21 protein-coding genes are annotated in these 21,283 nt (G+C 69.1%); all 21 read right to left on the bottom strand.

What is annotated here, in order from left to right; genetic code table 11:
• Nucleotides 1-3: 3 nt before the first annotated feature.
• Nucleotides 4-2,094, bottom strand: coding sequence for a polyribonucleotide nucleotidyltransferase (locus VHR41_10440; protein HEX3234604.1), 2,091 nt, complete (start codon nt 2,092-2,094; stop codon nt 4-6).
• Nucleotides 2,095-2,202: 108 nt separating this feature from the next.
• Entirely contained in the window at nt 2,203-2,463 is a 261-nt protein-coding gene (rpsO, locus tag VHR41_10445; protein ID HEX3234605.1) for a 30S ribosomal protein S15, read from the bottom strand.
• A gap of 105 nt (nt 2,464-2,568) precedes the next feature.
• Nucleotides 2,569-3,933: an RIP metalloprotease RseP gene (rseP, locus tag VHR41_10450; protein HEX3234606.1), complete on the bottom strand. Its 1,365-nt coding sequence runs from the start codon at nt 3,931-3,933 to the stop codon at nt 2,569-2,571.
• On the bottom strand, nt 3,927-5,063 hold the full coding sequence (gene dxr, locus VHR41_10455; GenBank protein ID HEX3234607.1) for a 1-deoxy-D-xylulose-5-phosphate reductoisomerase: 1,137 nt from the start codon (nt 5,061-5,063) through the stop codon (nt 3,927-3,929). The genes rseP and dxr overlap by 7 nt, the downstream gene beginning before the upstream one ends.
• Nucleotides 5,063-5,929, bottom strand: coding sequence for a phosphatidate cytidylyltransferase (locus VHR41_10460; GenBank protein ID HEX3234608.1), 867 nt, complete (start codon nt 5,927-5,929; stop codon nt 5,063-5,065). Before VHR41_10460 ends, dxr begins: the two co-directional genes overlap by 1 nt.
• The gene (locus VHR41_10465; protein ID HEX3234609.1) at nt 5,929-6,669 is read right to left on the bottom strand and encodes an isoprenyl transferase; all 741 of its coding nucleotides are present in this window, start codon (nt 6,667-6,669) and stop codon (nt 5,929-5,931) included. Before VHR41_10465 ends, VHR41_10460 begins: the two co-directional genes overlap by 1 nt.
• 3 nt (nt 6,670-6,672) lie before the next feature.
• Nucleotides 6,673-7,227: a ribosome recycling factor gene (frr, locus tag VHR41_10470; protein HEX3234610.1), complete on the bottom strand. Its 555-nt coding sequence runs from the start codon at nt 7,225-7,227 to the stop codon at nt 6,673-6,675.
• Nucleotides 7,224-7,934: a UMP kinase gene (gene pyrH, locus VHR41_10475; GenBank protein ID HEX3234611.1), complete on the bottom strand. Its 711-nt coding sequence runs from the start codon at nt 7,932-7,934 to the stop codon at nt 7,224-7,226. The genes frr and pyrH overlap by 4 nt, the downstream gene beginning before the upstream one ends.
• On the bottom strand, nt 7,934-8,530 hold the full coding sequence (tsf, locus tag VHR41_10480; GenBank protein HEX3234612.1) for a translation elongation factor Ts: 597 nt from the start codon (nt 8,528-8,530) through the stop codon (nt 7,934-7,936). Before tsf ends, pyrH begins: the two co-directional genes overlap by 1 nt.
• 108 nt (nt 8,531-8,638) lie before the next feature.
• Nucleotides 8,639-9,532 (bottom strand): 30S ribosomal protein S2, encoded by an 894-nt coding sequence (gene rpsB / locus VHR41_10485; protein ID HEX3234613.1) that lies wholly within the window; start codon nt 9,530-9,532, stop codon nt 8,639-8,641.
• A gap of 176 nt (nt 9,533-9,708) precedes the next feature.
• Nucleotides 9,709-10,110: a 30S ribosomal protein S9 gene (gene rpsI, locus VHR41_10490; GenBank protein HEX3234614.1), complete on the bottom strand. Its 402-nt coding sequence runs from the start codon at nt 10,108-10,110 to the stop codon at nt 9,709-9,711.
• A complete protein-coding gene (gene rplM / locus VHR41_10495) occupies nt 10,107-10,559 on the bottom strand; it encodes a 50S ribosomal protein L13 (protein ID HEX3234615.1) in 453 nt (150 codons plus the stop codon). Before rplM ends, rpsI begins: the two co-directional genes overlap by 4 nt.
• Nucleotides 10,560-10,655: 96 nt before the next feature.
• On the bottom strand, nt 10,656-11,162 hold the full coding sequence (locus VHR41_10500; protein HEX3234616.1) for a biotin/lipoyl-containing protein: 507 nt from the start codon (nt 11,160-11,162) through the stop codon (nt 10,656-10,658).
• Nucleotides 11,159-12,379 carry a TRAM domain-containing protein gene (locus VHR41_10505; protein HEX3234617.1) on the bottom strand — a complete coding sequence of 407 codons (1,221 nt, stop codon included), beginning with the start codon at nt 12,377-12,379 and terminating at the stop codon, nt 11,159-11,161. Before VHR41_10505 ends, VHR41_10500 begins: the two co-directional genes overlap by 4 nt.
• Nucleotides 12,376-13,863: an acetyl-CoA carboxylase biotin carboxylase subunit gene (locus VHR41_10510; protein ID HEX3234618.1), complete on the bottom strand. Its 1,488-nt coding sequence runs from the start codon at nt 13,861-13,863 to the stop codon at nt 12,376-12,378. Before VHR41_10510 ends, VHR41_10505 begins: the two co-directional genes overlap by 4 nt.
• 16 nt (nt 13,864-13,879) lie before the next feature.
• Nucleotides 13,880-14,827 (bottom strand): tetratricopeptide repeat protein, encoded by a 948-nt coding sequence (locus VHR41_10515; protein HEX3234619.1) that lies wholly within the window; start codon nt 14,825-14,827, stop codon nt 13,880-13,882.
• 115 nt (nt 14,828-14,942) lie between these two features.
• A complete protein-coding gene (locus VHR41_10520) occupies nt 14,943-16,496 on the bottom strand; it encodes an acyl-CoA carboxylase subunit beta (protein HEX3234620.1) in 1,554 nt (517 codons plus the stop codon).
• A gap of 98 nt (nt 16,497-16,594) precedes the next feature.
• Entirely contained in the window at nt 16,595-18,301 is a 1,707-nt protein-coding gene (locus VHR41_10525; GenBank protein HEX3234621.1) for a 30S ribosomal protein S1, read from the bottom strand.
• Nucleotides 18,302-18,453: 152 nt separating this feature from the next.
• A complete protein-coding gene (cmk, locus tag VHR41_10530; protein HEX3234622.1) occupies nt 18,454-19,164 on the bottom strand; it encodes a (d)CMP kinase in 711 nt (236 codons plus the stop codon).
• Nucleotides 19,161-20,432, bottom strand: coding sequence for a 3-phosphoshikimate 1-carboxyvinyltransferase (gene aroA, locus VHR41_10535; protein HEX3234623.1), 1,272 nt, complete (start codon nt 20,430-20,432; stop codon nt 19,161-19,163). The genes cmk and aroA overlap by 4 nt, the downstream gene beginning before the upstream one ends.
• Nucleotides 20,429-21,277: a prephenate dehydrogenase gene (locus VHR41_10540; protein ID HEX3234624.1), complete on the bottom strand. Its 849-nt coding sequence runs from the start codon at nt 21,275-21,277 to the stop codon at nt 20,429-20,431. Before VHR41_10540 ends, aroA begins: the two co-directional genes overlap by 4 nt.
• Between the last annotated feature and the right edge of the window lie 6 nt (nt 21,278-21,283).

Here is a 21,283-nt window from a genome sequence, read left to right on the forward strand (position 1 = left end):
AGGCTACTCCTTGGGCAGCAGCGCCTTCCGGGAGAGCTTCATGCGGCCGCGGTCGTCCACCTCGAGCAGCTTGACCTGGACGATGTCGCCCTTCTTGACCACGTCCTCGGTCTTCTCGGTGCGCCCGTGCTGCAGCTCGCTGATGTGGAGCAGCCCCTCCACCCCGGGGAGGATCTCGACAAACGCCCCGAACGCCGTGGTGCTCTTCACCGGCCCTTCGTACGTCCGGCCCACCTCGGGCTCGGTGGTGATGGCGGCCACCATGGCGCGAGCCTTCTCGCCCGCGTCGCCGCCCACGGCGGAGATGGTCACCAGACCGCTGTCCTCGATGCTGATCTTGGCCCCGGTGGCATCCTGGATCCCCCGGATCGTCTTGCCCTTGGGTCCGATCACGTCGCCGATCTTGTCCGGCTTGATCTGCATGGTGAAGATGCGGGGCGCGTACTGGGACAGCTCGGGCCGGGGGGTCGGCAGCACCTTGCGCATCTCCCCGAGAATGAACAGCCGGCCTTTCCGGGCCCGTTCCAGCGCCTGCTCCATGATCTTGAGATCCATCCCCTCGATCTTGATGTCCATCTGGATCGAGGTGATGCCCCGCTCGGTGCCCGCCACCTTGAAGTCCATGTCGCCGAGGGCATCCTCGGACCCCAGGATGTCGGTGAGGACGGCCACCTTGTCGCCCTCTTTGACGAGCCCCATGGCCACGCCGGCGCAGGGAGCCTTCATCGGCACGCCGGCATCCATCAGCGCCAGGGAGCCGCCGCATACGGTGGCCATCGAGGACGAGCCGTTCGACTCCAGCACCTCGGAGACCACCCGGAGCGTGTAGGGGAAGTCCTCGTAGTGCGGCAGGAGGGGCTGAAGGGCCCGCTCCGCCAGCGCCCCGTGGCCGATCTCGCGGCGGCTGGTGCCGCGGATCATCTTGACCTCACCGGTCGAGTACGGCGGGAAGTTGTAGTGCAGCATGAACGACTTGGTGGTCTCTCCGGCCACGTCGATGCTGTCGATCCGCTGCTCGTCCTCCGCGGTGCCCAGGGTGGCGGAGACCAGGGCCTGGGTCTGCCCCCGGGTGAACAGCGCCGACCCGTGGGTGCGCGGGAGCACGCCGGTCTCGATGGTGATCGGCCGGATGGTGTCCAGGTCGCGGCCATCGACCCGCTCGCCCCGATCCAGCACCTGCTTCCGCATGACCCGGTACTCGATCTCCTCCAGCTCGGTGGCCAGCTCGCGGCCCCGATCGGGGAACTCGGCCAGCAGCGTGGCGAGGACCTGCTCCTTCACGCTCTTGACCCCGCGGGCGCGGGACGCCTTGTCCTTGGCGTTGATCGCCGAGGCCATGGCCGTCTCCGCACCCTCGCGCACCCGGCCAATCAGCGCCTGATCGGGCTCCACCTTGATCCAGGCGATCTTCTGGGCCGCCCCGGCCTTCTCGATCAACTGCTTCTCCAGCCCGATCAGCTCGCGAATGCCCTTCTGCGCCACCTTGAGCGCCTCCAGCACCTCGGCCTCGGAGATCTCGAGCGAGCCGCCCTCGACCATCACGATCGAGTCGGCCGAGCCGCTAACCACCAGATCGATGGTGGAGAACTCGAGCTGCTGGAAGGTGGGATTGAGGATCCAGTTGCCCTCCACCCGCCCCACCCGGACCGCGGCGAGCGGCCCGTTCCAGGGCACGGTCGAGAGGCTCAGCGCGGTCGACGCGGCGATGGCACCGAGGATGTCGGCATCGTTCTCCTGGTCGGCGGACAGCACCGTCACGAACACCTGCACCTCGTTCTTGAACCCTTCCGGGAAGAGCGGCCGGATCGAGCGATCGATCAGCCGGCTCGCCAGGATCTCCTTGTCCGAGGGACGACCCTCGCGCTTGAGGAACCCGCCGGGGATCTTGCCTGCGGCGTAGGTCTTCTCGCGATACTCGACGGTCAGGGGGAAGAACGGCAGGGTGGAGAGCGTGGGGGATACTGTCACTGCGGCCAGCACCATCGTATCGCCAAATCGGAGGGCGGCGGAGCCTGCCGCCTGCTTTGCGAGGCGTCCGGTCTCCAACGTGAGTGGACGGCCGGCGAACTGGGTCTCGATCCGTTGCACGGTCACTACCTTCTCTCTGTGAGGTTTCTCGGGTTTCTTTGCTGCTCAGGACACATCAATACGGAGAGGGCGCCCCGATTTGTCAGATCAGGACGCCCCCGATGCCACAGGCAATTAGTGCCGGAGACCGAGCTGCTCGATCAGTGCTCGGTAGGTCTCGAGGTCACTGCGCTTGAGGTAGGTCAGGAGACGGCGGCGGGTGCCCACCATCTTGAGGAGGCCCCGGCGGCCGTGGTGATCCTTGGGGTGCGTGCGGAAGTGATCGGTGAGGGAGTTGATCCGCTCGGTGAGCAGGGCCACCTGCACTTTGGTCGACCCGGTGTCGCTCGCGTGGGCCTGGTGCTTGGCCGTGACCGCCTGCTTGTCAAAACTCATGCTGCCGGTGTCCTCTGGACGAATTGGCGTCTGCACGAATTGGCGTCGTAATCCGTTGTAGCACGGAAGAATAAGGGGGGATCGGCGCCTCGGGCAACCCCTCGGTTACCCTCCGAACAGCCGCCGAAGATCGTTGGAGAAGGCCAGCCCCATCAGCAGGACGATCAGCACTAGCCCCACCATCGTGAGCCGCTCCCGCAGCCGGAGCGGCAGCGGACGGCGGATCACCGCCTCGGCCAGGAGGAAGAGGAATTGCCCGCCGTCCAGCACCGGCACCGGGAGCAGGTTGAGCACCGCCAGGTTGATCGAGATGAGCGCCATGAAATCCAGGAACGCGTCCAGACCGAGGCGGGCGCGCTCCCCGGCTAGCTGGCCGATCAGGATCGGCCCGCCCACCTCGCGCTTGGAGATCCGCCCGCTGAAGAGTCCCCGCACGGTCCGGACGATCTGGGTGGACTTCTCCAGCATCGACCGCCAGCCCTCGCCCATCGCCTCGCCCAGGGAGAGTGGCTCGGAGCGGTAATCGCCCCCGACGGCCACGCCGATCCGTCCGATGGCCACCTGACGCCCGTCGGGGCCCGGAATCGAATCGACGTAAGGCCGGATCCCGACCACGACGTGACGTGGGCCGTGGGCCAGCTCGAGCGTGAGGTCCTTCCCGGCGCTCGCCTGCAGCACCTCCAGCACATCGTACCACTGGTCCATCCGTCGGCCGTTCACTGCCACGATGGTGTCACCGAACTGGATCCCCGCCTTGGCCGCGGGGCGCCCAGGCAGCACCTGTCCGACCACCGGCGCGCGGTATGGCTGGAGCGCCTGGGACGCCTTGTAGCGCTGCTCCAGCGCGTCCGGATGGATCGGCAGGGAGATGGTGCGCCCGTCCGAGAGCTCGATCCGAACCTCGGGCTGGGGGACGTTTGCGATCCCCTCCGCCACGTCGGTCCAGGTGCTCACCTGCTTGCCGTTGATGGCGAGGATGCGGGTGCCGGGCCGGATGCTCTTCAGCACCTCAGCCTCGAGCGGCACCAGCTCCGGCACCACGCGCCCGACGGTGGTGGTCGGGTCGATGGCGCGCCCGTTCTTGGCCGCGAGGAAGGTGAAGAGCAGCCAGGCGAAGAGCGCGTTCATCGTGACCCCGGCCAGGATCACGATCATTCGCTTCCAGATCGGCTTGGCCTCGAACATCCGGTCGGGTGGCACCAGGACGGCGGGTCTGCCACCTTCGAGCGCGCTGCTGGTGGCCTCCTCCTCCTGGCTCGCCATTTTGACGTAGCCACCCAACGGTAGCCAGGAGATCGAGTACTCGGTCTCGCCCCGCCGGAAGGTGAGCCAGGGGATCGGCGGACCGAGGCCGAGGGAGAAGCGATGCACGTAGATCCCGGCCCACTTGGCGGCGGCGAAGTGCCCGGCCTCGTGGACGAAGACCAGGACGCCCAACACCACGATCAGCGACAGGACGGTTGTCAGCACGATGCCCTCACGTAGCCGCTCGCGTACTCGGCGGCCCGCTCCCGCGCCCACCGGTCGGCCTCCCGCACCACCTCCAGAGTGGTCGCGGGGACCGAGGTGTGCGCCTGGAGCACGCGCTCGATGATCTCACTGATGCAGCCAAAGGGAACCTCTCCCGCCAGGAACGCGCCGACCGCCACCTCGTTGGCCGCGTTGTACACCGCCGGAGCGGTGCCCCCTGCGCGTCCCGCCGCCACACCGGAGGCCAGGGCGCGGAACACCTCGGTCCGCACTGGCTCGAAGGTGAGCGGCCCCGCCGCGACGGGATCGAAGCGCCGGACGCCCTCATCGGGCAGCCGCACGGGGTGGGTCAGGGCGTAGAGGATCGGAAGCTCCATCGAGGGGAAGCCGAGCTGCGCGATCACGCTGCCATCGCAGAACTCGACGAAGGCGTGGACGATGCTCTGGGGATGCACCACGACCTCAAGCGCGTCATAGGGCAGACCGAACAGGTGGTGCGCCTCGATCAGCTCCAGCGCCTTGTTGGCAAGCGTGGCGCAGTCCACCGTGATCTTGCTGCCCATGCGCCAGGTGGGGTGACGCAACGCCTCCGCCACGGTCGCGTGGCGTACCTCTTCGCCGGCCCACCGGCGGAACGGCCCACCGGAGCAGGTGAGGATCAGGCGCTTCAGTCTGCTCTCGCGGCCGCTCACGCACTGGAGCACGGCGCTGTGCTCGGAGTCGATCGGCACCAGCTCGCCCCCGCCGGCGGCCGCCGCCTCGGCCACCAGGTTTCCCGCCATCACCAGGCTTTCCTTGTTGGCGAGCGCCACCCGCTTTCCCGCCCGGAGCGCGGCGATGGTGGCGTCGAGCCCGGCGGCTCCGACGACCGCGTTCACCACGATGTCCGCGTCCGGGTGGGTGGCTGCCTCCACGAGCACCTGGGGCCCCGATGGCCAGCGGTCATCCCGGCCGACCGTGGCGAGACCGGCGAATGCCGGCCGCCACTCCGCCACCTGCGCCTCCAGCTCGGCGCCCTGGCGGCCGGCGGTGAGCGCGACCACGCGGAAGTGATCCCGCTGTCGCCGCAGGACGTCGAGCGTGCTGCGGCCGATGGAGCCGGTGGAACCGAGGACCGCGACGCCGCGCATCAGATCGCTCCGAACGCCCGGTAGAACGCGGCCGCCGTGGGCACGACGAAGTAGAGCGAGTCGAGCCGGTCGAGCACACCGCCATGCCCGGGGATGAGATGGCTCGAATCCTTGACCCCAGCCTCGCGCTTGAACAGAGACTCGGCCAGGTCGCCCAGCTGCCCCACCACGGACAGTGCCGCGGCCATCGCGAGCAGCTGCCAGACCGGGATGCTGACGCCTACCATGGGGAACACGCCCAGCGCGAAGAGGGGTGCCACCAAGAGGCCGCCCGCCACACCGGCCACGGTGCCCGACCGGGTCTTGCCCGGACTCACCGTGGGCGCGAGCTTCGGCCCTCCGAACATCCGTCCGCCGAACATCGCGGCGGTATCACACACCCAGGTGACCACCAACGGATAGAACACCAGCCAGGCGCCGGCCCACGAGCGCTCCGGATAGCGCGTATGCCGAATGGCCAGCAGAAAGACGGGCATGGCGCCGGTGTAGGCGACGCCGAGCAGCGTGGTGCCGACGGCCTCGAGCGGGCGGTCGGCCGGCGCCCGCTGCGCCAGGGCCCAGGTGAGGACCACCACCAGCCAGAGCGCGCCGAGGTAGGGCCACGCGCCCGTGATGCCTTCGCTCCAGCCCGGCGTGAGGATGGCGCCGTAGGCGAGCGGCGCGATCAGCGCCGCGCCCGCGATCCCCAGGACCCGCGCGGGCCGCACGCCCTGCCGCTCCGCCAGGCCGAACAGCTCTCCCGCCCCCAGGCCGGCGACGACCGCCAGCAGCGCCACCAGGGGCAGTCCGCCGAGATAGATCACGCCGAGCGCGAGCGGAATGGCGATGACGGCGACGCCGACCCGACGGACCAGATTGGCGTCCATCAGACGGAGACGCGCCCGAACCGGCGATCGCGCCGCTGAAACTCCAGAATGGCTTCGAAGAGATGCAGCCGGGTGAAATCGGGCCAGAGGACCGGCGTCACGTACAGCTCGGCGTAGGCCAGCTGCCAGAGGAGGAAGTTGGAGATCCGCATCTCACCGGACGTGCGGATCAGCAGATCGGGATCGGGCCACGGCGCGGTGTAGAGCCGCCGGCCCAGGGACTCCTCGTCGATATCGGTCGGGTCGAGCCGGCCGGCGGCGACCTCCTCCGCAAGTATCCGCGCGGCCCGGGCGAGCTCCGCCCTGGAGCTGTAGGAGATGCACAGGTTGAGGGCCAGCTCGGTCCCGCCCGCGGTCTCCTGGACCACCCGGTCGACGGCACGCCGGGCCGCGGGAGCCAGGCGCTCGAGATCGCCCAGAATGCTGACGGCCACGCCCTTCTCCCGCAGGTTATCGACCTCGCGCGAGATGTACTCCTCCAGCAAGCTCATCAGCGCCTCGATCTCGAGCGCCGGCCTCTGCCAGTTTTCCTGGCTGAAGGCGAAGAGGGTCAGGACGCCGACGTCGGCCTTGAGGCACGCCTCGACGACTTCCCGCACCGCGCGCATGCCGGCGTGGTGGCCCAGCGGGCGCGGCAGGGAGCGGCCCTTGGCCCACCGGCCGTTCCCGTCCATGATGATCGCCACATGTGCTGGAACGGCGCCGTGCATCTTGATCCGGCGCAGGAGATCGTCGCTCATCCGTCAGACTTCCAGGATCTCGGCTTCTTTGGCGTGGATCAGCCCATCGATCTGCTTGATGTGCTCATCGGTGATCTTCTGCACCTCCTTCTCCGCCCGCGTCTTGTCGTCCTCGGAGACCTTCTCCAGCTTCTTGATCTTGGAGAGCGCGTCGGTCCGGGCGTGCCGGACCGCGATCCGTCCCTCCTCGGCGAGCTTGTGCACCACCTTGACCAGCTCCTTGCGCCGCTCCTCGGAGAGCGCCGGCAGCGGGACCCGGATCAGATTGCCCTGGCTCGAGGGGTTGAGGCCCAGGTCGGCCTCCCGGATGGCCTTGTCGATGGCCTGGCTCAGCGCCTTGTCAAACGGCTGCACGGTGAGCAGGCGGGGCTCGGGGGCGCTCACCATGGCCACCTGGCTCAGCGGCACCAGGGTGCCGTAGGCCTCCACCCGCACGATGTCGAGCAGCGAGGTGGTGGCCTTGCCGCTCCGGATGCCGCTGAACTCGCGCTTGGTGTTCTCGACCGCCTTGTGCATCAGCTCGCGACCGTGCTTGGTCAGTTCCGGAATGGTGCTCATCGGACGATGGTCCCTACCCGTTCGCCTTGCAGCACGCGGGTGATGGCGCCGGGCTGGTTGATGTTGAAGACGACGATGGGCAGCTGATTGGCCTTGCAGAGTCCGAACGCGTTGGCGTCCATGACGGCGTAGTTCTTGACGATCGCCTCCTGGTAGGTGAGCTCCGGAATGAATGTCGCCGCCGGATCGGTCCGGGGATCGCCGGTGAATACGCCGTCGACGTTGGTGGCCTTGAGGATCACTTCGGCCTCGATCTCGAGTGCGCGCAGCACCCCGGCGGTATCGGTGGAGAAGAACGGATTGCCGGTGCCGGCCGCGAAGATGATCAGCCGGCCTTTCTCCAGGTGGCGGATGGCCCGGCGTCGGATGTAGGGCTCGGCCAGCGATTCCATGCGGATGGCGGTCATCACCCGGGTGTCGACCCCCACCTTCTCGAGGACGTCCTGCAGCGCCAGCGCGTTGATCACGGTGGCCAGCATGCCCATGTAGTCCGCGGACACCCGGTCCAGCCCTTCCCGGCTGGCGGTGGCCCCGCGGATGATGTTGCCCCCGCCCACCACCAGTGCCAGCCTCACGCCCAGCCGGTGTACTGCCTTGATCTCTTCAGCGAAGGCCTCCACCACATGGAAATCGAGACCGGAGCCCTTGTCGCCCCCCAACGCCTCGCCCGAAATCTTGAGCAGGGCGCGGGTGTAGGCGACGGGCATCAAACTTCACCAATCTTGAACCGGGCAAAGCGCCGCACGGCGATGGTCTCGCCGAGCTTGCCGGAGGCCTCCTTCACCAGCTGGCCCACGGTCTTCTTGTCGTCCTTCACGTAGAGCTGCTCGGTCAGGCTCCGCTCGGCCACGAACTTCTTGAGCTTCCCCTCCACGATCTTAGCGCGGATGTTCTCAGGCTTGCCCTCCTGGGCCACCTGCTCCTCGGCGATCCGACGCTCGCGCTCGACCAGCTCCGCCGGGACGTCCTCCGGACTCACCCCGATCGGATCGGCCGAGGCGACGTGCAAGGCGATGTCCCGGGCGAGCTGCTGGAACTCCTCGGTGCGGGCCACGAAGTCGGTCTCGCAGTTGAGCTCCAGCAACACGCCCACCTGCCCGTTGTGATGGAGATAGCTCACGATGATCCCCTGGGAGGCGCTCTTGCCGGTCCGCTTCTCGGCCTTGGCGATGCCCTTCTTCCGCAGGATCTCCGAGGCCTTCTCCATGTCGCCGCCGCCCTCTTCCAGGGCTCGCTTGCAGTCCATCATTCCCGCGCCGGTTCGCGCGCGCAGGTCACTCACGTCCTTGGGGGAAATCGTCACACTCGCCATAGTCTTCAACCAGGTGCAGTCAGGGGTGAATAGTAAAACCGCCGCTCACGGCCCGCACGGGCCAGGAGCGGCGGATGCTCCGATGGTCCGGGTAGTGGTTTACGCTCCCGCCTCGCCGGCCGGACCGGGGGCGGCGACCTCCGCAACGCCTTCGGTCTCGGTCTTGAGTCGGGCCGCGATGGCCTCCGGCTTAGGCCGCCGCTTGCGCCGGGGCCGGCGCCGCTTGCGGTCGGCTTCCGAATCACCCTCGCTCCCGGCGTCGGTGCTGTAGGTCTCGGCGTCGAGATCCTCGGACACCTCGCGCATCGGCATCTGGGCGCGGGCCTCCTTGATCACGTCGGAGAGCGCGGCCGTGATGAGGGAAACCGACCGGATGGCGTCGTCATTCCCCGGAATCGGCACGGTGATGACGTCGGGATCGGCGTTGGTGTCCACGATGGCGACCACCGGGATGCCGAGCTTGTTGGCCTCGGCCACCGCGATCTTCTCCTTCTTGGCGTCCACCACGAACAACGCCCCCGGCAGCCGGCCCATCAGCTTGATGCCTTCGAGGTTGCGGCTCAGCTTCACCCGCTCCCGCTCGAAGAGCAGCTTTTCCTTCTTGGTGTAGTTCTCGAAGTCGCCGTCCGCCGCGCCCTGCTCCAGCTCCCGAAGCCGGCGAATCTGCTTCTTCAGGGTCTGGAAGTTGGTGAGCATGCCGCCCAGCCAGCGCTCGGTGACGTAGAACGCGCCGCTGTCGGCGGCCTCCGCCTGCACGATGGCCTTGAGCTGCTTCTTGGTGCAGACGAACAGGACCCCTTCGCCTTTGAGCACGACGCTCTTGAGCAGCTCCTGGGCCTTCTGAATTTGCCGCAGGGTCTTCTGGAGGTCGATGATGTAGATGCCGGAGCGCTCGGCGAAGATGAAGCGCCGCATCTTGGGATTCCACCGGCGGGTCTGGTGACCGAAATGCACGCCGGCTTCGAGCAGGTCCTGCAGTTGAGGCTGTGCCATGCGGGTCTGCGTGTCCTGTCTGATGAGGGTTAAGCGTCCATCGCGTTCATCTCCGGGCGCGATCCCGGCTCGAAGCCGGGACACCCACGCCAGGATCCCGCGATGTGCGAGGTCGAGTTCCCTGAGCAAAGCGAACGGGCCATGCTCCCACGAATGCCCCCTCCGCTGCGCTCAGCTTACCGCTTGCTGAACTGGAACCGCTTCCGGGCGCCCGGCCGGCCCGGCTTCTTCCGCTCCACGGCGCGCGGATCCCGGGTCAGCAGCCCCGCGGTCCGCAGCTTGGCCCGGTGCTGCCCATCCGCTTCGACCAGCGCGCGGGCAATGGCGTGCCGGAGCGCTCCCGCCTGCCCCGCCTGGCCGCCGCCGTTCACATGGGCCTTCACGTCGAACGCACCCAGCGTGTCCGTGGCCGTGAACGACTGCTGGATGTGCTGCACCAGCGACGGCCGGGGGAAATAATCGCCGAGGGTCCGGCCGTTGATGGACCACTTGCCGGTACCGGGGGTCAGGTAAACCCGGGCCACGCTGGTCTTCCGGCGGCCCACCGCCTGCCAGCGAAATTCGGGTGCTGCGGTCATGCGCCCACCTTCGAGGGAGTGACGGAGAACGGCTTGGGCTGCTGCGCGGCGTGCGGGTGCTCGGCGCCCGCGTAGACCTTGAGCTTGCCGCGCATCTTCTGCTTGGCCAGCGAGGTCTTGGGCAGCATGCCGAACACCGCCTTCTCGATGACCCGGTCCGGGTGCTTGGCGAGCAGATCGCGCGCGGCGGTGAAGCTCTCGTGCCCCATGTACCCGGTATGCGAGAAGTAGCGCTTGTTGCTCAGCTTCCGGCCGGTGAGCCTGACCTGCGCGGCGTTGATCACCACGACGAAGTCCCCGCCGTCCATGTGCGGGGTGTAGGTGGGCTTATGCTTGCCCCGGATGAGCTGGGCGACCCCGCTGGCCAGACGACCGAGTGGCACGCCCGCGGCATCCACGACGTGCCACTCGTGGCTGATGTCGTCGGGCGTGGCGGTAAAGGTTTTCATTTCCTCTGCTGCCTCAAACGAGCGTGGCTCAAACGAGCGTGGGCCGGGGGTCAAACCGAAACAGACTCACAAGATAGAGGGTCGGGAGGAGGAGGGTCAAGGGCCCGGATCGAACTCCGCCAGTACCTGACCCTTCTCCACCGCCTCGCCCGGCCGAACGCGGATGGCTCTGACCCGAGCGGCGGCGTGGGCCCGCAGCTCGTTTTCCATCTTCATGGCTTCCAGCACCAGCACGCCCGCGCCAACCGCAAGCACCTGCCCCGGTTCCACCAGTACCCGGACCACCAGGCCAGGCATGGGGGCACGGAGCACGCCGGGTCCTGCCGGGCGGGAGCCGGCGCCGGCGAGACTGCGCACGTGCCGGGTCCGTTCGTCCACCACCTCCGTCTCCCAGCGCTCCGCCCGGAGCGTGACGGTCCAGCGGCCCGGTCCCCCGCTCTCCAGCGCGAGACCCACGGGCCGCCCGCTCAGCAGCAGCTGGCGGAGCGGCGTGCCCGACGCCGCGGTGAGCGAGGCGGTGTACTCTCTGCCGTCGGCGACCACCCGCTCCCCGTCGATCTCGACTTCCACCTCGCGTCCGGCGACGCTCACGAAATATTTCACGAGGCACGATCCAGCACGGCCACCGTCTCGACGTGCGCGGTCTGGGGAAAGAGATCGAACGCGCGCACGCCGGCCAGGCGGAACCCGGGAAGCCGGCCGAGGTCGCGGGCGAGCGTGGCGGGATCGCAGGAGATATAGACCAGACGGGCCGGCCCCAACCGCTCGAGCGCCGCGGTGACCCGGGCGTCCATGCCGGTCCGTGGAGGGTTGACGACGACGAGCTCGGGCCGGTGCAGCTCGCCCAACACGTCCTCTACCCGTCCCACGTGCCGGCGGGCCGGCGGGCCCCGTCGCTCCGCCTCCGCCACCGCCCGCGGATCCGATTCCACGCTCTCCACCTCGGCACCGGCTTCCAGCAGGGCCACCGTGGTCTCGCCCACGCCGGAGTAGAGGTCCCAGACCCGCTTCGCCGCCACGTCGCCCAGTTGCTCCAGGGCATCGGCCCGGACCTGGTCGCCCATTCCGGGATGCACCTGCTCGAACACCGTGGCGGGGTACGCCTCCTCGCACCCGGCCACCGCGCGGGCGGCCCCGCCCTCCGGCTGCCACCAGACGGTCACCCGCGGATGCTGTCCGGCCAGCTCGGCGTGGAGACGCCGAGCACCGGACCAGACCTCGGCGCCTCCGGACCGGAGCAGGAGATGGCGGCCGCCGCTCCGGTCGCGCCGGAGCACCACCTGGGTGAGGTGCGGCGGCAGCAGCGCACGAAGTGGCCGCACGGTCTCCCAGAGTGCCATGAGCTCGGGAACGGTGATGTGGCACCACTCCAGATCGAATACCTGGTCCGCTCGATCGTAGCGGTGCAGCCCGATGCGCCGATCCTGGCTCACGGCGAGCGTCAGCTTGGTGCGGTAGTCGTAGGCCTGTTCCGCCGCCACCAGCTCGGGGTCGGCCACGTCGAGATGCGCCAGCCGTCGGAGCGCGTCGCCGACGAAGCTGCTCCGGGCGGCCCGCTGAGCATCGAGATCGAGGTGCTGCATCTGGCAGCCGCCGCAGTCGTCCCGCGAGTAGTGCGGACAGCGCGGCTCGGTCCGATTCGGTCCGGGCTCGACCAGCCGTCCGATGCGGGCGCGGGCGAAGCGCTTGTGCTCGCGCACGGCGGCGAGCTCCACCAGATCACCAGGGGCGGTGCGGGGCACGAACACGGTGCGGCCATCGGCCAGCCTGGCCACGCCGTCTCCCCCAGCGGCCAGGCGGAGGATGCGAACCGCGCTCACTCGACCGCTTCCAGCCGGGCCTGCCTCAGCCAGACTTCGCTCGCGTGATCGCCGGCGGCGACGGTGGGAATACGCGAGCGGCGGGCCTCGTCTTCGGCCAGCGCGGCGGCCACGGCAATGTCCAGCGCCGCGTCGCCGGCGGGCTGGAGCAGGTCGGCGCGGCGATCGAGGAACTGGATGTCGATGTCGCCCTCCCGGAATGCTGCGTCGGCCATCAGGCGCCGGTGAAAGCCCTGGTTCGTGGCGAGCCCGATGATGGCCAGCTCGTCCAGCGCTCGCGCCATCCGGGTCACTGCCTGGGGCCGGTCGGGCGCGTGGACGATGAGCTTGGCCAACAGCGAGTCGTAGTGCAGGGTGACCTCGTCGCCCACCTCGACGCCGCTGTCCCAGCGCACCCCGGGACCGCCGGGGATCCGGAGGTACTGCAGCTGTCCAGTCGAGGGAAGGAATCCGTTGGCCGGGTCCTCGCTGGTGATGCGGCACTCGAGCGCCCAGCCGCGAGGGTTGAGCCAGCCCTGGTGGATCCGCATCGGCTCGCCCGCCGCGATGCGCAGTTGCTCCCGGACCAGGTCCACACCGTAGACCAGCTCGGTCACGGGGTGCTCCACCTGGATCCGGGTGTTCATCTCCAGGAAATAGAACGACTGGTCTTCGGCCAACAGGAACTCGCAGGTGCCGGCCCCGCGGTAGGCCACCGCCTCGGCGGCCGCCACGGCCGCCGCGCCCATCCACTCGCGGAGATCCTGCGAGACGGCGCTCGACGGGGCCTCCTCCACCAGCTTCTGATGCCGCCGCTGGATCGAGCACTCCCGCTCGCCCAGGTGGATGGTACGCTCGTGGTCGGCCAGGACCTGGATCTCGATGTGCCGGGGTCGCTGGATGAACTTCTCCAGGTAGACGCCGGAATCGCCGAAGGATTTCAGTGCCTCGGAGGCGGCGGTCTCGAGCGCCCCGGCCAGTTGGTCGGGCGTCTCGACCACTCGCATGCCCTTGCCGCCGCCTCCGGCCGTCGCTTTCACCATGACCGGGTAGCCCACCTCCCGGGCGAGCTCCAGTGCGGGGCCGAGGTCGTCGATCGGCGCGCTGGCGCCGGGGACGATCGGCACCCCGGCGGCCTTCATCCGGCGCCGCGCCTCCGTCTTGTCGCCCATGGCGCGGATGGCGGCGGACGAAGGGCCCACGAAGATCAAGCCTGCCCGCTCGACCGCCTCCGCGAACGCGGCGCGCTCCGCCAGGAATCCGTAGCCCGGATGGATGGCATCGGCCTCCACCTCCGCCGCGGCCTGGATGAGACGTTCGATATGGAGATAGCTCTGGGCAGGTGCCGCGGGGCCGATCGCCACCGCGCGATCGGCAGCCCGGACGTGCGGGCTCATCCGGTCAGCGGCGGAGTAGACCGCCACCGCCTCCAGTCCTTCCTCATGACAGGCGCGAACGATCCGCAGGGCGATCTCCCCGCGGTTTGCCACCAGCACCCGCTTCACCGCCGGCCCTCCGGGATTACGGCCGGCATGCCAGCGGCGGCGTGTCTCCGAATAGCGTGAGCAGGCTGGTGCAAAGGAGGGTGTTGTAGCGGGCGGCGTTGTCGTAGACCCCGCGGACGTCGTCGACCCAGGGCGAGCCATCCTGGAGCATGGCCTTGAGCAGCTCGGTGGTACTCAGGGCCCCCGCGTCCTGCGGGGCCGGCCGGCTGACCCGTACCAGACGGAACGGCACCCAGGCCAGTGCCGGCACCGCGGCGCTGTCGGTGCCGGGGCTCAGGCAGAGCGTGCGTCGCGGGGCGACGGCCGCCAGAGCGCGCTGGACCGGGAGCGTGGGATCGACGCCCATCGCTGCGGCCATGCGAGAGCGGTACAGCGAGTCGGTGGCGTAGAGGTCGGGGCGAAGCGGAAGGATATCGAGTGAAGCGCGGTCGAGGCTGCCGGACCAGACGGAGAGCGCTTCGAGCTCGCTTCCCGTCAGCAGCACGCCCCCCGCCGGACACGACGTCAGCAGGTTACTCCCCAGCTCGACGATGAAGCCCGGCATGCTGGGCAGGCCGGCCTGGACGTGGGAGTAGTGGGGCGCGCTCCACCCCGAGTCCTCCACCAGGATGAGCCCACGCTCCACTTCCGCGACGCCGCGGAAGACTAGACCGGAGTCCACCGAAAGCCGGCGCGACTGGTCCAGGGCGGTCGCGGCGAAGTCGAGATAGAGAGTGCCGTCGGGGTCGCCCCGGTGGCCGTGCAGGTGCCACTCCCGAGCGTCGTACAGGTAGAAACGGCCGAGCTGCAGCCAGGCCCGCCCGTCGTCCGGGGCGGTGGCCAGATAGCGGCCGAGCAGGTCGATGGCCGCCTGGCGCTCGCCCTCCCGCTCCAGCGCGGCCGCGCGCGGGGGGATGTTGGGATCGATGGCGCCCTGGGCTGGGAGTCGCAGGGGCGTGCCCGTCCCGACCAGAAGGACGGTCATTGCGCATCGAAGCGCCGCGCGAGCCCAGGGGGGATAGGACCTGATCGCGGGCTGAGGGGCCGGGTGCATGTATCTCAATAATGCCAATGGAGTTCGATCTTGGCTAGGTCCAGGGCTAGAGTGGAATGTTTCCATGCTTCTTCGCAGGATTCCGCTCCCGCTTGGTCCGGAGCGTCCGCAGGGCATCGATCAGCCGGGGGCGGGTGTCCCTCGGGTCGATGACATCGTCGATATACCCTCGCGCCGCGGCGGCGTAAGGGTGGGCGAACTTGGCGGTATACTCGTCGATCAGCCGGGCCGTGGCGGCGGCCGGATCGGCAGCCCGGGAGATCTCGTCCTTGAACAGGATCTCGACCGCCCCCTTGGGTCCCATCACCGCGATCTCCGCCGACGGCCAGGCCAGGTTGACGTCGCCGCGGATGTGCTTGGAGCTCATCACGTCGTAGGCTCCGCCATAGGCCTTTCGGGTGATGACGGTCAGCTTGGGAACCGTGGCCTCACAGTAGGCGAACAGCAGCTTGGCGCCGTGCTTGATGATGCCGCCGTGCTCCTGAGCCACGCCGGGGAGGAAGCCCGGCACGTCCACGAAGGTGACGACCGGAAGGTTGAAACAGTCACAGAACCGGATGAACCGCGCCGCCTTGAGCGAGGCGTTGATGTCCAGCACCCCCGCGAGCACCGCCGGCTGGTTGGCCACGATCCCCACCGGACGGCCGCCCAATCGCGCGAAGCCGACCACGATGTTCTCGGCATACCCGCGGTGCACTTCCAGGAACCCTCCCTCATCCACCACCCGCCCGATCACGCCGTGCATGTCGTAAGGCATCGCGGGGCTGTCAGGGACGATGTCCAGCAGGGCCTCGTCCCTCCGGTCGACCGGATCGCTGGTGATCCGCTCGGGCGGGTCGTCCAGATTGTTGAGCGGGAGAAACCCCATCAGCTCGCGGACCGCCTGGAGGCATTCGGGCTCGGTATCGTGGGTGAAGTGAGAGACCCCGGAGACGCCCCCGTGGGTATCCGCGCCGCCCAGCTCGTCGAAGCTGACCTCCTCGTGCGTGACCGTCTTCACCACGCTCGGGCCGGTGACGAACATGTAGCTCACGCCGCGCACCATGAAGACGAAATCGGTGATGGCCGGGCTGTAGACGGCGCCGCCGGCGCAGGGACCCAGCACGACGGAGATCTGCGGCACCACGCCGGACGCGAGCGTATTGCGGAGGAAGATGTCCGCGTAGCCGCCGAGCGAGACGACGCCCTCCTGGATCCGGGCGCCGCCGGAGTCGTTGAGCCCGATTACCGGAGCGCCGTTCCGCACGGCGAGATCCATCACCTTGCAGATCTTCTCGGCATGCGCCTCGGAGAGCGAGCCGCCGAACACCGTGAAATCCTGGGAGAATAGGTAGACCAGCCGGCCGTCGATCCGGCCATAGCCGGTGACCACGCCGTCACCAGGAAAGATCTGCTGGTCGAGCCCGAAGTCGGTGGCGCGGTGGGTGACGAAGCGGTCCAGCTCGACGAAGCTTCCCGGGTCCAGCAGCAGGTCGAGCCGCTCGCGTGCGGTGAGCTTGCCCTTTTTATGCTGTTGGGCGATGCGGGCGGGCCCCCCGCCCTGTTCGGCGAGCGTCTGGCGGTGGTGGAGCTGATCGAGCAGCTGGCGGGGGTCGGACATGGCGAGACAAGATAGTCGGACCGGTGGGGTTCCGCCTATACGCGCGAAACGGGCCCCTCGCCGGGGCCCGTTCGCTCTCCGCGATTGCTCAGTCTGACCTACTCGGCCTTGGTCTCCTCGTACACCGGCCGGACCGGCGGGATGATCGGCTCGTCGGGGTACCCCACCACGGCGAGCACGATGCGGTGGTGGATGGGATCCACCTCGAGCACCTTGAGATCGAGCGCCTGGCCTTCCTTCACGGCGTCGCCCGGGTTCTCGATGTTGGCCACGCCGAGCTGCGACATGGGGACGAACCCCTCGATGTCGTTGCCCAGATCGACCACCACGCCCTTGTCCATCAGGCGGACCGAGCGTCCCCGGAGCTCCATCCCGATGGGATAGGTCTCGCCGATGCGGAGCCAGGGATCTTCCTCGGCCTGCTTCAGGCCCAGGGAGATCCGCTTGTTCTCGGCGTCGATGTTGAGGATGACGACATCGACCCCATCGCCCTTCTTGACCACCTCTGAGGGATGCTGCACCCGCTTGGTCCAGGACATGTCGGAGATGTGGATCAGGCCGTCGATGCCCGGCTCGATTTCCACAAAGGCGCCGAAGCTGGTGAGGTTCCGGACCTTGCCGGAGATCCGGGTGCCCACGGGATACTTGAGCGGCAGCACCATCCAGGGATCCTGTTCGGTCTGCTTCATGCCGAGGGAGATCTTCTCCTCGGCCTCGTCCACCTTGAGCACCACGGCCTCGATGGTCTCGCCGATGCTGACGATCTTGGACGGGTGGCGGACGTTGCGGGTCCAGCTCATCTCCGAGATGTGGACCAGCCCCTCGATGCCGGGCTCGATCTCGACGAAGGCGCCGTAGTTGGTGATCGAGACCACTTTGCCCTGCACGCGGGTGCCCACGGGGTACTTGGCGGCGACGTTCTGCCAGGGATAGGACTGGAGCTGCTTCATGCCCAAGCTGATGCGCTCGCGCTGCCAGTCGATGTCGAGGATCTTGACCTCGACTTCCTTGCCGATGGCCACCATCTCGGTGGGGTGCGAGACCCGGCCGTAGGACATGTCGGTGATGTGGAGCAATCCGTCGACGCCGCCCAGGTCGATGAAGGCGCCGAAGTCGGTGATGTTCTTGACCACGCCCTTCCGCACCTGGCCGACGGCGAGCTCCTTCATCAGGTGCTCGCGCTTGTGGGCGCGCTCGTTCTCGAGGATGACGCGGCGGCTCACGACGATGTTCCGCCGGCGCTTGTTGAGCTTGATGATCTTGAACTCGTAGGTGGAGCCCAGCAGCTCGTCGATGTTCGGCACCCGGCGGAGCGCGATCTGGCTGCCCGGGAGGAACGCGTCGACGCCCATCAGGTTCACCACCACGCCGCCCTTGATCTTCTTGACCAGGGTGCCCTCCACCGGCTCATCGCTCTCGTGCGCCACGCGGATCTTCTCCCAGACCCGCATGAAGTCGGCCTTCTTCTTCGACAGGACGACCGCGCCCTCCTGGTCTTCCAGATGCTCCAGGAAAACCTCGACCTCATCGCCTTCCTTCAGGGACTGCGGGTCCTTGAACTCGTCAAGCGGGACCGAGCCCTCGGACTTGAATCCGACGTCGAGAATGACGGCGTTCTCGGTGACGCGCAGGACCTTGGATTTGACGATCTCGCCCTCGACAATCTGCGCCATGGTGCCCTCGTACATCGAGAGCATCTGCTCGTAGTCTTCGTCGGAGTAGTCTTCGTCGTAGAGGTCCTGGCGGACGCGGAGGCCCGTGGGGGAGGCGAACTGCTGAGTCGAGGGTTGGAGTTGATCGAGCATGCGGTGCCGGCCATCCTTTTGTGCTACCGCGCCGTCGGGGCCGCGGGAGAAAGTGATCTCCCCGGGGCGGAAGTGCCGGGGGGAGGAAGCCACGTAGGATAATGGGCGGTCGAGGTCAACGCAAGGCTGGACAAGCGGTTGGCCCCGAGCACCTAGCCGGGGGAAAAGCGGGGCCGGGCAAGCGCGACGATGCGCGTGACCTGGTCTTCGAAGCTCAGCGAGGTGGTATCGAGGCGCACCGCGTCGTCCGCGACCCTGAGCGGCGCCACGGCGCGCGTGGAATCGGCGTGGTCCCGGGCGGCGAGCGCCTCCGTCTCCGCACCGAGGAGGGCCGGATCGTGCGCGGCGCCACGCTGGCTGAGCCGCCGCCGCGCCCGCGCCTCGGGCGCGGCCGTCAGAAACACCTTGAGGTCGGCATCGGGAAACACCACCGTCCCGATGTCCCGCCCGTCCACCACCACGTCACGGCCGGTCCGTACCATGGCGCGGAGCCGGCTGTTCACCCACTCCCGGACGACCGGCACGGCCGACACCGCGGAGACGGCCGCGGTGACCGGTCCGGCGCGAATCTCGGCGTCCACCGGCTCGCCCTCCAGGTAGGCGGCGAACCCCGCACCATCGGGCTGGAGCATGAGTCCCCGGTCCTCCGCAGTCCGGAGAATGGTCTCGGGATCCAGCACCTGGAGCGGATCCTCGCGCCGGCGGCCGCGCCGGGCAACCTCCCGCAAGGCCACCAGCGTCACCCCGCGATACAGCGCCCCTGAATCCAGGTGAGCGAAACCGAGCGCCTCGGCAACGGCCCGCGCCGTGCTCGATTTGCCGGAGGCCGCGGGCCCGTCGATCGCGATAACCGCTCCCTTCACGGACGCGCCCGCCGGGCGAGTCCGCGCAACACTTCCGGAAAGCGGGGAAAGCTGACCGCAGCGCACCCCATGTCGTCCACCCGGATGCGTGCGCCGGCGACGGTCCCGAGTACGGCGAACGCCATGGCGAGGCGATGGTCACCCGCGCTCCGGACCGGGCCGCGCGGCGGCTCCGACCCGCCCTCAACGTACAGGTCCTCGCCTGCCACCTCGGCCTGGGCACCGACCGATCTGAGATTCTCGGCGATCAGCCCGAGGCGGTCGCTCTCCTTGACGCGAAGCTCGCCCACCTGGCGGAAGATCGTCGTCCCTTCGGCGCGCGATGCCAGCACGGCCAGCATCGGGATCTCGTCGATCAGGCCGGGAATCTCGCCCGCCTGGACCTCGGTGGCGCGGAGCGCGGCGGGCCGGGCCACCAGGTCGCCCACGGGCTCGCCGAAATGCTCGGAGACGTCCTCCAGGGAAATCCGCGCGCCCATTCGTTCGAGCACGCCGAGGAAGCCGGTCCGCGTCGGGTTCACCCCCACCTGGGCGATCCGGAGCTCGCCGGCTTCCGCGAGGACGGCCGCGCCGACCAGGAACGCCGCGGACGAAGGGTCGCCCGGCACCTGGAGCTCGAAGGTCCCGACCCGGCCGGTGGGGCCGAATCGGATCCAGCCGTCGTCCTCGTCTACCCGATAGCCGAAGGCCCGGAGGAGCCGCTCGGTATGGTCGCGCGAGCGGCCGTGCGGCTCCCGCAGCTCGACCTCGACCCCGCCCGCGAGACCGGCGAGCAGGAGCGCGCTCTTGAGCTGGGCGCTCGAGACCGGCAGTTCGTAGCGGAGCGGGACGAGCGGTCCGCCACGGATCGTGAGCGGCAGCCCGTCGCCGGAGGTCTCGCTGAAACGCGCGCCCATCTGCGCCAGCGGCACGGTGACCCGGCGCATCGGCCGGCGGCGAAGCGAGCCGTCGCCCGTGAGCGTCGCCCCGAAGCGGTGCCCGGCGAGCAGGCCGAGGAGGAGGCGTGCCGTCGTCCCCGAGTTGCCGCAGTCGAGTACCGCCTCCGGCCGCCGCAGGCGCCCGCGTCCCTCGATCGTGACGACGCTCTCCGGCCGCAGGGGCGAGAGGCCGGCGCCCAGTTGCCGGAGCACCCGGGCCGTGCTGCGTGCGTCGAGCGAGGTAAGGGCACCGCCGATGCGGCTCGTGCCTTTCGCCATGGCGGCCAGGAGGAGCGTGCGGTGCGTGATGCTCTTGTCGCCAGGCACCCGCGTGATCCCGCCCACGATCATCGGTCCATTCCTTCCCGGAAGCGCTGCGCGACCGCGAGGTAGCGGCGGAGCCCGTCGGCATCGCCCGCGGTCACGAGCCGCCGGAGCTCGGCCAGGCTCGCCTCGGTAGCGTCCAGCGCCTCCGTCACGGCCGCGCGATTGTAGAGCAGGATGTCGATCCACATATCCGGACTGCTGGCGGCCAGCCGAGTGGTGTCCCGCGCGCCGGTGCCGAACGACAGGCCGGCCAGCCCGCGATCGGCGAGCGCCCTGGCGAGCGCCGACGCCACGGCCTGCGGCAGGTGGCTGGTCCAGGCGAGCTGGCGGTCGTGTGCCGCGGCGTCGATCAGGACCGGCTGCGCCTCGAGCACCTGTTCCCAGAATCGCATGATCCCGCGTGCCGCCCGGTCGCCTCCCGGCGCGCCGGTCTCGCACACGTAGACCACGCAGCCCCGGAGGCGATCCGGGCGAGCCGCCGCGAAACCGCTCGCGTGGGTGCCGGCGAGGGGGTGCGCACCCGCGAAGCGGTCGCCCAGACCGGCCGCGGTGGCGCTGGCCAGCACCGGGCCCTTGATACTGCAGACGTCGGTGAGCACCGCCCCGCCCTCGAGCGAGGACGGCAGGCGCTCGATGAGATCGAGCGTGGCGCGCGCGGGCACCGCCAGCACCACCAGCTCGGCGCCCTGCATGGCGCGCGGAGCGCTGTCGGCGAGCTCCGTGATCGCGGACGCGCGCAGCGCCTGCACCCCGTCCGCGCGGGAGGGCGAGAAGCCCACCACGCGCGGGACGCCCGCGAGGCGCGCCTGCCAGGCCAGCGAGCCGCCGATGGCCCCCAGGCCGATTACCGCGAGCGAGGACGGCCGCACGGATTC

The sequence above is a fragment of the Gemmatimonadales bacterium genome (assembly GCA_036265815.1).
In the GTDB taxonomy this organism is placed as follows: domain Bacteria; phylum Gemmatimonadota; class Gemmatimonadetes; order Gemmatimonadales; family GWC2-71-9; genus CAVVWJ01.